The organism is Microbacterium sp., assembly GCF_047606385.1.
Classification (GTDB): Bacteria; Actinomycetota; Actinomycetes; order Actinomycetales; family Microbacteriaceae; genus Microbacterium.
In genome coordinates this window covers 1-13,419 of record NZ_JASGEL010000102.1, presented here as the reverse complement: position 1 = coordinate 13,419, position 13,419 = coordinate 1, and the positions used below count along the sequence as shown (strand labels likewise).

Below are 13,419 nucleotides of genomic sequence, written 5' to 3'. Positions count from 1 at the left end.
CATCAAACATCGGTCATATAGTTGACCTAATTCAACTTTTGACTCTCGTCAACTTCGAAAGGCCTCCATGTCCTCCTCCGCCGCCACGGCCGTCGCCCCGGCGAAGACGACACGTCACGTGCTCGAAGCGCTCGTCGGGCTCCTGCTCGGCATGTTCGTCTCGATGCTCGCCTCGACGGTCGTCTCGTCCTCCCTGCCCGTCATCGTGCACGACCTGTCGGGCTCGCAGAGCTCCTACACCTGGGTCGTGACGGCCACGCTCTTGACCACGGCGATCTCGACGCCCGTCTGGGGCAAGCTCGCCGACCTCTACAACCGCAAGTTCCTGTTCCAGCTGGCCATCGTCGTCTTCGTGGTCGCGACGGCGGTCGCCGGCTTCTCGCAGACGCCCGAGATGCTCATCGCCTGCCGCGCGGTGCAGGGCCTCGGCGCCGGTGGTCTCGCCGCCCTCAGCCAGGTGCTGATGGCGGACATCATCAGCCCCCGCGAGCGGGGCCGGTACATGGGCCTGTTCGGCGCGGTCATGGCCGTCGCCACCGTCGGCGGCCCCCTGCTGGGCGGGGTCATCACCGACGCCTGGGGCTGGCGCTGGAACTTCTTCGTCGCCCTGCCCTTCGCCGTCGCCGCGCTGATCATCGTGCAGCGGACGCTGAGGCTGCCGACGCGCCCGAAGCAGAAGACGAGCATCGACTACCTCGGCATCGTGCTGCTGGCCGCAGCCGTCTCGCTGCTGCTCATCTGGGTCACCATGGCCGGCTCCGAGTTCGACTGGTGGAGCGCGGCCACCGTGTGGATGGTCGGCGGCGCGATCCTCGCCACCGTGCTGTTCATCGTCGTGGAGCTGCGCTCCAAGGAGCCCCTGGTCCCGCTGACGATGTTCCGCAACCGCACCTTCACGCTCGCGGTCGTCGCCTCGATCTCCACCGGCATCGCGATGTTCGGCGCTGCCGTGTACCTCAGCCAGTACATGCAGCTGGCGCGCGGGGCGACACCGACTCAGGCGGGGCTCATGACGATCCCGATGATCGGCGGCCTGCTGCTGAGCTCGATCGTGGTCGGTGCTCTGATCACGCGGTGGGGACGCTGGAAGCCGTTCCTGATCGTCGGTTCGCTGCTGCTGATCGCCGGCTCCTCGCTGCTGTCCACCATCCACTACGACACGAACTTCGTCGTGGTCTCCGTCTACATGTTCCTGCTGGGAGCCGGCGTCGGCATGACGATGCAGAACCTCGTTTTGGTGGTCCAGAACACCTCGAAGCCGACCGAGATCGGCGTCGCGAGCTCGGGGGTCACGTTCTTCCGGAGCCTCGGCGGCACGATCGGCACCGCGCTCATGGGCGCCGTCGTGGCGGCCATGGTGCCCGACCTGCTCAGCCAGCGCGCCTCCGACGTCACGGCAGCGCTGGCCACGCTCGGCGACCAGGCGCAGACCTGGGCGGCGACACTGCAGTCCGGCTCGCTCCCCGAGGTCTCTGCGATGCCCGACGCGCTGCGGGTCATCTTCGAGGACGTCTACGCAGGCGGCATCTCGCACGCGTTCCTGATCGCGGTGCCCTTCGCTATCCTGAGCCTGATCGCCATCCTGTTCCTGCCGAACAAGCCGCTGACCCGGATGACCACCAGCGAGCGCGTCGCCGCCAGCGAGGCCGACCTCGCGACGGTCTCGGTTCCGGAGGCGATGGAGACGCTCACCGCGACCGGCAGCGTACGGATCCCCACAGACGAGAAGCGATGACACACACCCGCGCGGACCGGCCCGGCGACGACACCCGTCGCCGGGCGGTCCGCGAGCTCGAAGAGGCGTTCTCCGAGTTGATGGGCGAGTTCCGACGCGTCTACACGCAGGCCGCGGCCGCCGCCAGCCCCGGGATGCTGCCGGGCACGTTCAAGGCACTGGGAGCGATCGCACGACTGGGCCCGGTCACGCTCTCCGCCCTGGCAGACCGCCTCACCGCCGACAAGGGCCTGCTCAGCCGTCAGGTCACCGAGCTCGAATCGGTCGGGATGATCGAACGGCGCGCGGATCCGGATGACGGACGCGTACGCCTGATCGAGATCACGCCGCACGGCCGCGAGCGGCTGGCCGCCGCCCGCGAGCCGTACCAGGCGATGCTGCTGGAGACGCTCGACGACTGGCCGCTGTCGTCGATCGATCGGCTCACCTCCCTCATCCACGCACTCGCCTCCGGCGTGGTCCCCCACGCGGACGACGTGTTCGAGCCGGCGCCCGACTCCACGTCTTAGCGATGGTGTAACACCGTCGAGACAATGGCACGCTTGACTGAAGCTGTTCTCAGGCACGCGCTGCCACCGTCGACCGCACGTGGAAGGAGCGTCCGATGCGATTCCGGCCGCTGCGATCCGCCGGCCCGCTGGGCACGGGCGAAGACGTCCCGCCCCCGCCGGAGGTCATGCAGGCTGCCGTCATCGACGGCATCGGCGCGTCACCTCGGCTGGCCGAGCTGCCGGTTCCCACTCCGGTGCTCAGCGAGCTGCTGATCCGCGTGGTCGCGGCCGGCGTCAACCCGATCGACGCCAAGACGCGAGCCGGTGCCGGCGTCGCGACGCAGATCCCCGGGTTCCCGGTCGCGCTCGGCTTCGACTTCAGCGGCGTCGTGGTCGCCTCGCCCTATGAGGCGCATCCGCTGCGCCCCGGCGCGGAGGTGTTCGGCATGGTGCCGTTCCCGCGGACCGGTGGGAGCTTCGCCGAATACGTCATCGTCCCCTCGCAGTCGGTGGCCCGTAAGCCGGCGTCGCTCTCCCACGCCGAAGCCGCCGGGGTTCCCCTCGCCGCGCTCACCGCGTGGGGCCTGGTCGTGGAGACCGCGCACGCGCACGAGGGGCAGCGGATGCTGATCCACGCCGGCGCGGGCGGAGTCGGCCACTTCGCGGTGCAGCTGGCGTCGTACTTCGGTGCGCGCGTGACGGCGACGGCATCGGCCGGCAACGCCGCCTGGCTGCGCGAGCTGGGTGCGGCGACCGTGATCGACTACACGACCACCCGCTTCGAGGAGGTGCTCGGCGACATGGACGTCGTCATCGACCTCGTCGGAAACGCTAACGGCGGCGACACCGGCAGCCGCTCGCTGCAGGTGCTGCGCCCGGGAGGGCTGTACGTGCTCGTGCCGACCGGCTCCTGGCCGGACTACGCGGACGCCGCCGACGCCGCGGGCGTGCGGGCGACCTCGTTCAAGGTGATCCCCGACGGCGACGTGCTGGCCACGCTGGCCCGGCTGCTCGACTCACGCGCCATCCAGGTGTACATCGACGCCGTCCACCCCCTCGCGGAGACGGCCCAGGCCCTCGCCTCGCTCGAGGGGGGTCACACCCGCGGCAAGACGGTGGTGCGCATCAGCGAGGACTGAGGGGCGCCGCCACGGCGCCCCGGGGCGAGAATGGGTGTCGTGCGCAGGGTGCGAGTCGTCGTCGAGGGCCGGGTGCAGGGCGTCGGATACCGATTCACCACGGCGACGGTGGCCGCGCGCGAGAACGTGGGCGGCTGGGTGCGCAATCGCGGTGACGGCACCGTCGAGGCCGAGCTCGAGGGCGAGGATGCCGCCGTCGACGCGGTCTGCGCATGGATGGCCGATGGCCCGCCGTCCGCACGGGTCACCGCCGCGCGCGTCGAGGAGCTCGCGCCCGCGGGTGCGGAGAGCTTCGACATCCGTCCGGACGCGTGAACGCGGAGGACCCCCGCGACGGTGCGCGGGGGTCCTCCGGAACGCGGGGCTCAGACGAGAGCGTTGACGTCCAGCGGGATGCCGGGACCGAACGTGGTCGAGACGGCGCCCTTCTGGATGTAGCGGCCCTTCGAGCTGGACGGCTTGAGCCGGACGATCTCGTCGACCGCGGCCGTCAGGTTCTCGTGGAGCTGCTCGGCCGTGAACGAGGCCTTCCCGACGACGAAGTGCACGTTGGCGTGCTTGTCGACCCGGAACTCGATCTTGCCGCCCTTGATCTCCTCCACGGCCTTGGCCGGGTTGGGGGTCACGGTGCCCGTCTTCGGGTTGGGCATCAGGCCGCGGGGACCGAGCACCTTGCCGAGCCGACCGACCTGGCCCATGAGCTCGGGCGTGGCGACGGCCGCGTCGAACGCGGTCCAGCCGCCGGCGACCTTCTCGATGAGCTCGGCGCCGCCGACCTCGTCCGCGCCCGCCGCGATGGCGGCCTCGGCGGCCGGGCCCGTCGCGAAGACGATGACGCGGGCGGTCTTGCCCGTGCCGTGCGGCAGGATGACGGTGCCACGGACCATCTGGTCCGCCTTGCGCGGGTCGACGGCGAGCTTGAGCGCGACCTCGACGGTCGAGTCGAACTTCTTCGAGCCGGTCTCCTTGGCGAGCTCGACGGCCTCGCTCGTGGAGTAGAACTTGTCGCGGTCGATCTTCGCCGCGGCGGCCTCATAGGCCTTGGACTTGGTAGCCATTGTCGTTATCCCCCTCAGTCCTCGACCGTGATGCCCATGGAGCGCGCGGTGCCGGCGATGATCTTCGAGGCGGCCTCGATGTCGTTCGCGTTCAGGTCGGGCTGCTTCGTCTCGGCGATCTGGCGCACCTGCTCCTTGGTGAGCTTGGCCACCTTGGTCGTGTGCGGGGTCGGCGAGCCCTTGGCGACGCCGGCGGCCTTCTTGATGAGCTCGGCGGCCGGCGGGGTCTTCAGGATGAACGTGAAGCTGCGGTCCTCGTAGACGGTGATCTCCACGGGGATGACGTTGCCGCGCTGCGACTCGGTCGCGGCGTTGTACGCCTTGCAGAACTCCATGATGTTGACGCCATGCTGACCGAGCGCGGGGCCGATCGGCGGCGCCGGGTTGGCGGCACCGGCGTTGATCTGAAGCTTGATCAGGCCGGTCACCTTCTTCTTCGGTGCCATTTCTTCTCTTCCTTTTCGAGTGCCCGTCCTCCGGTGGAGTGCGGACCCGCTTCCACGCGCCAGGCCTCTCCTGGCGGTGGTGGGGATGTGCCGCGCGATGCGCGCAACCTCTTGAGTCTACCGGATGCCGCCGCTCACTGCCGCGGACTCGGATGGGTCGACGAGCTCCGGCGTGACGGGGTCTCCCGCGTGGGGTCTGGAGCGACGGACGGCCCGCGCCGTCACGACGCCCACCACCAGCACCCACAGCGCCAACACGGCCCACCCGCCGTACCCGCTGAGGCCGTCGGCGAGTGCGGCGAGCGGATTCGGCGCGCCGAGCCGGGCCAGCAGCCAACCCACGGCGCACACGCCGGCGACGACGGCGACACCCACTCGCACGACGGCGTAGCCGCGCCAGGGAGAGAGCAGCATGAGGGCCGGCAGCACCGCGAGGACGACCGCCAGCTGCATCAGCTCGATGCCGATGTTGAACCCGAGCAGGCTCACGACGAGCTGCGTGCTGGACAGGCCGAGCTCGGCCAGCGTGAACGAGAAGGCCATGCCGTGCACGAGTCCGAAGACCCCGGCCACGACAGCCTCCCGACCGGGGAACAGCGGTCTGATCGCGTGGGCGGCGCTGACCAGGATGCTGACGGCGATGAGCGACTCGATCGGCGCGGCGGGGACGTCCAGGTGCGTCAGCGCGCTGACGGCCAGCGACACCGAGTGGCCCACGGTGAACGCGAGGGTGATCGAGACGATCCGTATCGACGACCTGCGCACGCCCGCGGGGCGCCGCCACCGGCCGCCGATGGCCAGCAGCGGCGCCGGCAGCAGCAGCACGAGCAGGAACAGCAGATGATCGGTGCCCTCGAGGATGTGCGTGCCGCCCAGATGCACCATCGCGGCGAACCCGCTCCACGGGCTGCCCTCGCCCAGGTCCACCTGCAGCGGTGCGATCTCGCCGGTGGCGGTGTCGACGGCGATGACGCCGACCTCCTGCGCGTCGCCGTCCACCGCCCCGGCGGACCAGTCCTCGCCGACCACGACGAGGATCTTGTGGGTGATCACCTGATGGATGATCACGTCGTCATCGAACACGAACGACCGGGTGCTCCCGCCCGGGGGCGGCGTCATCGTGAGCTGCACGATGAGCTCCTGGTACACCCCGGTCGAGGTCTGCTCCGCGTCCGAGGTCGACATGCCGGTGACGATCGCCGTCCACGCCTGCCCGTCGTCCGTGGTCGGCGCGACGTGCTGGAGGATGTAGTCCTCGAGCGCCGCACGCTCCGAGCCGAGCACCGAGTCCTCGTCGATCGACAGCCCGGTGGCCAGTCGCAGGTCGTCGAAGGGCAGCTCCATCGTGGCGTCGACCGACTCCTCGTGCACGTCGAGGGTCACGACGGAGTGCGGCATGGGGTGCGCCTGGGCGGCAGGAGTCCCCGCCGCCCAGGCGCAGACGAACACGATGACGGCGAGGGCCGCGAGGGCGAGGCGCCGGACGAGCACGGAGGCCATGGGACGTCTCGTGCGCTCAGAAGCTCAGCTGGCTGCCGTAGTCGCGCGTGTGGTCGCGGTAGACGGTGTGATAGTGGATCTGGTTCTGGAGGACGACGCCGTTCTGGCAGACGAACTCGATCCAGACGCTCGGTCCGTCGATGCGCACGTAGTCGCCCTGCGCGGTGAGATCGGTGCTGCCCGAGTAGGAGATGTAGGTGTCGTCGAGCTCCGACTCGTAGACCGTCATGAGGTCCTCGGCCGTGGCGTCGTCCGCGATCGCCACCCATGGCGCCATCGCAGCCAGCACGAGAGCCTTCTGGTCGTCGCTGAGATCGCCGACGCGGACGCCCGACTTGGTCTCCGGGAACGCGCCGTCCTCATCCGGACCCAGCAGGACGTCCGTGAAGGACTGCGACAGCTTCGCCGTGGCCAGCTGGCTCGCGTCGAGCGAGGTGATCGCCGCCTGGACGGCGTCCTTCATCACGTCCAGCGGCGCGTAGGCGGTGCCGTCATCGGCGGTCCATGACGTCGGCTCGACGCCGATGAAGAACGGGCTGGCCCCCGCGACGGCGCCCTCGCTGTAGGTGAGGTTCACCGCCAGGTGGTGACCGCCGAAGTGCAGCTGCCAGGTGCCCGTGGTCGAGGGCGTGCCGAGGAACGCGAGGTAGTAGTTTCCCGAGGAATAGCCGCCGCCTCCTCCTCCCCCGCCGGTTCCGCCACCCTGAACCGACCCGAGATAGTCGTCGGCGAGCAGGATCTGCATGGCCTGCTGGTATCCGGTGTCGTCGCTGGTTCCCAGCGCCGCCTGGAGCACGGCCTTCGCCGCGGTCAGCTGCGCATCGCTGAGGGTGGAGAACTGGATGCCGACCCGGCAGCTGGAGCCGCAGGGCAGATTCGACCATGCGGTCGCGTTCGCCTCGTCGAAGTCGAGGAGCACCTCGGACGACTGATCGGCGGAGAGGGTCGCCACGAACGCGTCGGCGGCCGACACCACGTCGGCGACGGTGGTGCTCGTCGTCTCGGTCGCCGACGGCGACTCGGTGACGGACGTCGTCGCGGAAGCGGTGTCGTCCGTGGTGGTCGAGGTGCAGGCGGTCAGGCCGAGAGCCAGAGCTCCTGCCGCGACACCCGCCCAGATCCGGATGGTCGACGGCCGAGGGCTCGGCCTGGTCATGCTGCGCATGCGGTCCTCCTCAGGTGCGGCCGACCGTCGTCGGCCGGTCCGGGTCCAGACACACTAGCGTGTGCGCAGACCCCGTGGCACCCTTGCGTCCGCCGACCGTCGGGCCAGCGCCGGGATCCGTCAGAGCTTGGTGACCTGGTCGAACGACAGCTCGACCGGCGTCTCGCGCTCGAACAGCGAGACGAGGACGGTGAGCTTGCCGCTCTCCGGCTTGATCTCGCTGATGGTGCCGGGAAGGCCGGCGAACGAGCCCTCCTTGATCGTGATCGTCTCGCCGATCTCGTAGTCGACCTCGGCCGGGATGACGCGCGCGGCCGCCGGGGCGCCCTTGGTGCCCGCCGCCTTCGCCGGTGCCGGCTCGGCGACCTGCACGAGCGACTTGAGCATGGTGAAGGCCTCTTCGAAGCGCAGCGGCGTCGGGTTGTGGGCGTTGCCGACGAACCCGGTGACGCCCGGCGTGTGGCGCACGACCGACCAGGTGTCCTCGTTGAGCTCCATGCGCACGAGCACGTAGCCCGGGATGCGGACGCGCGTGACCATCTTGCGCTGCCCGTTCTTGATCTCGACGACGTCCTCCATCGGGACCTCGATCTGGTAGATGTCCTCCTCGACCTCGAGCGTCGACTTGCGCTGCTCGATGTTGGCCTTCACCTTGCGCTCGAAGCCCGCGTAGGAGTGGATGACGTACCACTTGCCGGGAAGCTCGCGCAGTTCGGCGCGGAAGGCCTCGTAGGGGTCGACCTCGGCGTCCTCGGCGTCCTCGACCTCGGCTCCGGCGTCGGCGACCTCCGCCACGAGCTCGGGGTCGAGCGCCGGCTCGTCGGGCTCGCCGTTGACGTCCGGGCCGTCGTAGGGGGTGACCTCGTCGGCCGCGGCGGCGGCGCGCTCAGCGGCTTCTTCGGCGAGGGAGTCGTTGAGCACCTCGGCGGCGGCCTCGGCCTCGCTGGTCTCGTCGATCTCGAGCGCGTCGTTCACGATGGCGTCTGCCTCCGGGTCGTCGATGTCGATGTCGTCGCTGTCGTCCGTGTCGTCGTCCTCGCCCTCGACGTGCACGGCGAGGTGCTCGGCCGGCTCGGAGCCACGCTCCTGCGCGGCGAGGATGTCGCCCTCCTGCGCCTCGTCGTCCTCGCTGGACTGCTCGGCGGCCGTCGCCCAGTCGACGTCATCGTGATACTTCTCAGACACGTGCTACTTCTCTCGTTCGTGATGCGTCAGCGGCGTCAGGCCGCGGTCACCGGGGTGCCGAAGACCACCGTCGTGAACCAGACGAACAGGGTGTCGAGGCCGTAGACCACGGCCATCATCACCAGGACGAAGCCCAGCACGACCGCCGTGAACTTCAGCAGCTCCTTGCGGGTCGGAGTGACCACCTTGCGGAGCTCCGCGACGACCTGACGGATGAAGACGACGATGCGTGCGAAGACGTTCGGCTTCTTCTCACGCGCGCCGCCGCCGATGGCGACGACTTCGCCCTTCGAGGCGTCCTGGACCATGAACCCACCTGAATCGCTTGACGTGTGCCAGCATGCGCTGACGCGCAGGGCGGACAGGAATCGAACCTGCAACCTGCGGTTTTGGAGACCGCTGCTCTGCCAATTGAGCTACCGCCCTAGAGGCCTGACGGCCTCGCAGCCCGCACTCCAGCCGTGAACGTGGTGGGGGATTCCCGATCGCGGGCACGGCGAAAGAATGCAGTTTTCAGCTGCTCGTTCCAGTGTACGGCATGCCTCCGACGGTGGCGAACGCGCTCAGCCGGTCTGCACCCCGTAGCGGTCGGGCTCGGGCAGGCGGCGGAAGGCCCGACCGGAGAGCTCGGTGGGCACGATCCTCACGTAGTTGTACTTGATCGTGGGGATCCACGGCCGCAGCGGCAGCTCATCGGCGGCGTCCACCTCGGCACTCGTGGCGAGGCGGGTCGCCGTGCCTCGTACGACGACGCTCCACGCCTCGTCGTCGGTGTGGTCGTCGATCTCGAACAGCACGTCGTCATTGGCGGTGAGCTCGAACAGCTTGCTGCCCTCGGCCGTACGGAACAGCAGGCTGCGGCCGTCGACGACATAGTTCACCGGGAAGATGTCGATGACATCGCCCACCCGCGTCACGAGCCGGCCGAGCTCCTGCCCCGCGGCCTTCTCCCAGCATTCCTCGTCGTTCAGGCGGATCACCGCGTCCGCCGTCGCCCCGTCCTGGCTCATCCCTTCATCCTGCCCCTGCCGGCGTCGGTCCGCCAGCGGTGCGGCGGGTCAGCCGGCGACGCGGACGAGCTTCTTGTTGACGAACTCGTCCGCCGCCAGCAGCCCCATCTCGCGGGACGTGCCCGAGCGCTTCACCCCGCCGAAGGGCAGCTCCGGCGAGTCGGCGAGGACGCAGTTGACGTACACCATGCCGGCATCGATGAGGTCGGCCACCCGCTCCGCCTGCGCCGGATCGGTGGTGAACACGTAGGAGCCGAGGCCGAAGCTGGTGTCGTTGGCGATGCGGACGGCGTCCGCCTCGTCCTGCGCCCGGTAGACGACGGCGGCCGGTCCGAACAGCTCCTCGCGGTACACGTCCATCTCCGGCGTCACGTCGGCGAGCACGGTGGGCGGATAGAAGGCGCCGTCGCGGGCGCCGCCGGTGATCAGGGTCGCCCCCTGCGCCACCGCGGCGTCGACCTGCGCGGCGAGCCGCTCGGCGGCGGCGAGCGAGGACAGCGGCCCGAGGTCGGTGCCCTCGGCGAACGGGTCGCCCATCGTCTGCGCCGCCATCGCGGCGGCGAACCGTTCGAGGAACGACTCGTACAGCGCATCGGCGACGATGAACCGCTTGGGCGCGTTGCACGACTGGCCGTTGTTGTCCATGCGACCGGCTACCGCCGCCCCGACCGTCGCGTCGAGGTCGTCGGTGGACAGCACGATGAACGGGTCCGAGCCGCCGAGCTCGAGCGCGACCTTCTTCAGGTTGCGGCCGGCGGCCTCGGCCACGGCCGCGCCGGCGCGCTCGGAGCCGGTGACCGACACCCCCTGCACGCGCGGGTCGGCGATCACCGCCGCCGACTGCTCGTTGCTGATGCGCAGGTCGGTGTAGACCCCTGCGGGCAGGCCGGCGTCGCGGTGGAGCGTCTCGATCGCCGCCGCCGACTCCGGGCATTGCGGCGCGTGCTTGAGCAGGATCGTGTTGCCCAGCACGAGGTTCGGCGCGGCGAAGCGGGCCACCTGGTAGTACGGGAAGTTCCACGGCATGATGCCCAGCAGCACCCCCAGCGGCGCCTTGCGGATGACCGCGGTGCCCGACCCGAGGATCGGAAGCTCCTGGTCGGCGGTGATGCGCTCGGCGTTGTCGGCGTAGTACTCGGTGATGTCGGCGGCGAAGTCGACCTCGCCCACGGCCGCCGCGAGCGGCTTGCCCATCTCGCGCACGATGATCGCCGCGAGCTCGTCGCGCCGCTCGCGGTAGAGCTCCGCGACGCGGCGGATCAGCGTCGCCCGCTCCGCCACGGGAACCTCGCGCCAGCGGTGGTACGCCGCATCCGCCGCCTGGATCTTCTGGGCCAGTTCCGCGTCGCTGTGGCGCGGGTAGGTGGCCAGGGTCTGCCCGGTGGCGGGGTTCACGACCGTGTATTCGCTCATCAGTCCTCCGTAAGATGCCGATCGTCTCAGTCTGCCGCGACCACGGCGCGCCGGCGCCGGCCGGGCGGGGCGTCGATGGCCAGCGTCGTGCCGCGGAAGAAGGCGGGCCGGCGGATCGCCTGCCAGACCATCACGGCCACGCCCACCAGGATCACGCCGACGCCGAGCACGAACACCAGCCCGACGCCGAACACGCTCGAGCCGCTGCCGTAGTCCGGGTCCATCGAGTCGATCAGGGTCGTCACGAACAGCACCGCGAGCACCGCCCCGCCGATCAGCGGGAACAGGAACGTGAAGAAGACGTTGCGCACCGAGTCGAGCCACTGCTTGCGGAAGTACCAGACGCAGGCGAACGCGGTCAGCCCGTAGTAGAAGCAGATCATCATGCCGAGCGCCGTGATCGTGTCCCACAGCACGTTCTCGCTGACGAATCGCATGACCGCGTAGAACACGGAGGCGACCAGCGCGGAGACCAGGGTCGCGTGGCCGGGAGTGAAGAACCGCGGGTGCACCTTCGCGAACGCGGGCGGCAGCGCACCGTAATGGCCCATCGCCAGCAGCGTCCGCGCCGGCGAGACGAAGGTCGACTGCAGGCTGGATGCCGAGCTGGTCAGCACCGCGAGCGAGACGAGGGCGGCGAGCGGCCCCAGGATCTTGCCCGACAGGGAGAAGAACACGTTGCTCTGGATGTCCGGGTTGCCCAGGCCGTACTCTCCGTCCCCGACGCCGGCGAACATGATCAGGGCGACCGAGAGCAGCAGGTACAGGCTGACGATGATGATGACCGTGCCCGTCGCCGCCCGACCGGGCGTGCGGTCGGGGTCCTTGGTCTCCTCGTTCATCGTGAGGGTGACATCCCAGCCCCAGAAGATGAAGATCGACAGCGACAGTCCCGCGGCGAACGCGCTGAACGACGACACCGCGAACGGGTTGAACCAGCTCCAGTCGAACGCCGTGGCGTCGAAGCCGTGGCCGCCGACCGCCTCGACGATCGCGGCGATCGCGAACAGCAGCAGCACGAGCACCTGGAAGCCGACGAGGAAGTACTGCAGCTTCTGCGTGGTCTGCATGTCGCGGTACGAGATGAAGGTGGCCGCGGCCATGAACGCGAGGCACACCGCGACGTTGATGAGCGGGTTCGCGGAGAGGTCGGCGATCGACTCGTTGCCGGAGATCTGGGCGATCAGCAGGAAGAGGAAGTCGACCGCGATGCCGGCGAGGTTGGAGAGCACGAGGATCGTGGCGGCGACCAGGCCCCAGCCGGCCATCCATCCGATCCACGGGCCGAAGGCACGGGCGGCCCAGGTGAACGAGGTGCCGGAGTCCGGCATCCGGTTGTTCAGCTCGCGGTAGCCGAACGCGACCAGCAGCATCGGGATGAAGCCGACGATGATGACCGCCGGCACCTGGAGCCCGACGGCCGAGACCGTGGGTCCCAGTGCCGCCGTCAGCGTGTACGCCGGGGCGATGCAGGAGATGCCGATGACGATGGCGCCGATCAGGCCGACCGTGCCGGCCGACAGGCCCTTCTGCGAGAGTCCGCCGGTGACCGGATCGGCCTGCTGTTCGGGTGCGCTCATCGTCCTCCCCCTTCTGTGCCGCGGGTGCGCGGGACCACGGCCAGCGGCACCGGCAGCGCGTGCAGCATCTTGGATGCGGTCGATCCCAGGAACAGGCGCCGAGGCTGGGCGAGCCGGCTCGAGCCCACCATGGCGATCTCCGCGCTCTGCCAGTCGAGCCCCCTGACGGCGTCCTCGATGCTCTCCCCCGACCCGACCAGGACGTCGGCCTCGACCCCCTCGGGCAGCGCCGCCTTCGCCCGCGAGAGCACGTCGTCGGCGTGGGCGGCGCCCATGAGGCGGATGACGCCGGTGTCCGCGGCGCGGGGAAGGTCGACGGTGACGAGGGACACGAGCCGCAGCGGCGCGTGAGCAGCCGCGGCGAGAGCGACCGCCTCCGCCAGCAGCAGGTCGCCGCCGGGACGGGTGCCGACGGCCGCGGTCACGCGGGAGACGCCGGCGTCCACCGGCACATCCTGCGCTCCAGCCGGCGCGAGCACGACCGGCACGTCCGAGAAGTGCATGAGCTCGCTGGCGATGGTGCCGACGCGATGACGTCCGCGCCCTGCTCGGGCGCCGACGACGATCAGATCGGCGCCGAGCTCGTCCGCCGCGGCGACGATCCCCTCGGCGAACGACTCCGCGCTGCGCACGTGCGCGCGCGGCGAGAGCGCCGCCACGCGGGCGGCGGCGTCGCGCAACCAGCCCTCGGCGGTCG

The 13,419-nt window shown here is 70.0% G+C and carries 14 protein-coding genes and 1 tRNA gene; 4 read left to right on the top strand and 11 right to left on the bottom strand.

The window, feature by feature from the left end; translation table 11 throughout:
• Window positions 1–67: 67 nt before the first annotated feature.
• From QM626_RS10070 to QM626_RS10055, 4 genes are all read left to right on the top strand, one after another.
• Entirely contained in the window at window positions 68–1,735 is a 1,668-nt protein-coding gene (locus QM626_RS10070) for an MDR family MFS transporter (protein ID WP_415076574.1), read from the top strand.
• On the top strand, window positions 1,732–2,244 hold the full coding sequence (locus tag QM626_RS10065; protein WP_415076572.1) for a MarR family winged helix-turn-helix transcriptional regulator: 513 nt from the start codon (window positions 1,732–1,734) through the stop codon (window positions 2,242–2,244). Before QM626_RS10070 ends, QM626_RS10065 begins: the two co-directional genes overlap by 4 nt.
• 95 nt (window positions 2,245–2,339) lie before the next feature.
• Window positions 2,340–3,365: an NADP-dependent oxidoreductase gene (locus QM626_RS10060; protein ID WP_415076570.1), complete on the top strand. Its 1,026-nt coding sequence runs from the start codon at window positions 2,340–2,342 to the stop codon at window positions 3,363–3,365.
• A gap of 30 nt (window positions 3,366–3,395) precedes the next feature.
• Window positions 3,396–3,680 (top strand): acylphosphatase, encoded by a 285-nt coding sequence (locus QM626_RS10055; protein WP_415076568.1) that lies wholly within the window; start codon window positions 3,396–3,398, stop codon window positions 3,678–3,680.
• A gap of 50 nt (window positions 3,681–3,730) precedes the next feature.
• On the opposite strand, the gene rplA is transcribed toward QM626_RS10055, so the two are convergent.
• The 11 genes from rplA to QM626_RS10000 all read right to left on the bottom strand — a co-directional run.
• Entirely contained in the window at window positions 3,731–4,423 is a 693-nt protein-coding gene (rplA, locus tag QM626_RS10050; protein ID WP_415076566.1) for a 50S ribosomal protein L1, read from the bottom strand.
• A gap of 14 nt (window positions 4,424–4,437) precedes the next feature.
• Window positions 4,438–4,869, bottom strand: a complete 432-nt coding sequence (rplK, locus tag QM626_RS10045; protein WP_263797899.1) for a 50S ribosomal protein L11 — start codon at window positions 4,867–4,869, stop codon at window positions 4,438–4,440.
• Between the two features lie 117 nt (window positions 4,870–4,986).
• Complete coding sequence (locus QM626_RS10040) at window positions 4,987–6,369, bottom strand: HupE/UreJ family protein (protein WP_415076563.1); 1,383 nt, start codon at window positions 6,367–6,369, stop codon at window positions 4,987–4,989.
• Between the two features lie 16 nt (window positions 6,370–6,385).
• Window positions 6,386–7,534, bottom strand: coding sequence for a DUF3500 domain-containing protein (locus tag QM626_RS10035; protein WP_415076561.1), 1,149 nt, complete (start codon window positions 7,532–7,534; stop codon window positions 6,386–6,388).
• 120 nt (window positions 7,535–7,654) lie between these two features.
• Complete coding sequence (gene nusG / locus QM626_RS10030; RefSeq protein WP_415076559.1) at window positions 7,655–8,719, bottom strand: transcription termination/antitermination protein NusG; 1,065 nt, start codon at window positions 8,717–8,719, stop codon at window positions 7,655–7,657.
• Window positions 8,720–8,754: 35 nt separating this feature from the next.
• On the bottom strand, window positions 8,755–9,027 hold the full coding sequence (gene secE, locus QM626_RS10025; protein WP_415076557.1) for a preprotein translocase subunit SecE: 273 nt from the start codon (window positions 9,025–9,027) through the stop codon (window positions 8,755–8,757).
• Window positions 9,028–9,072: 45 nt separating this feature from the next.
• Window positions 9,073–9,145, bottom strand: a tRNA-Trp gene (locus QM626_RS10020).
• Between the two features lie 137 nt (window positions 9,146–9,282).
• Entirely contained in the window at window positions 9,283–9,729 is a 447-nt protein-coding gene (locus tag QM626_RS10015) for a pyridoxamine 5'-phosphate oxidase family protein (protein ID WP_415076555.1), read from the bottom strand.
• A 48-nt stretch (window positions 9,730–9,777) separates the two neighbouring features.
• Complete coding sequence (locus tag QM626_RS10010; protein ID WP_415076553.1) at window positions 9,778–11,142, bottom strand: NAD-dependent succinate-semialdehyde dehydrogenase; 1,365 nt, start codon at window positions 11,140–11,142, stop codon at window positions 9,778–9,780.
• Window positions 11,143–11,168: 26 nt separating this feature from the next.
• Window positions 11,169–12,722 (bottom strand): APC family permease, encoded by a 1,554-nt coding sequence (locus tag QM626_RS10005; protein ID WP_415076551.1) that lies wholly within the window; start codon window positions 12,720–12,722, stop codon window positions 11,169–11,171.
• Window positions 12,719–13,419: universal stress protein (locus QM626_RS10000; protein WP_415076549.1), on the bottom strand; the 701-nt coding region annotated here is incomplete at its 5' end. The genes QM626_RS10005 and QM626_RS10000, both read right to left, overlap by 4 nt.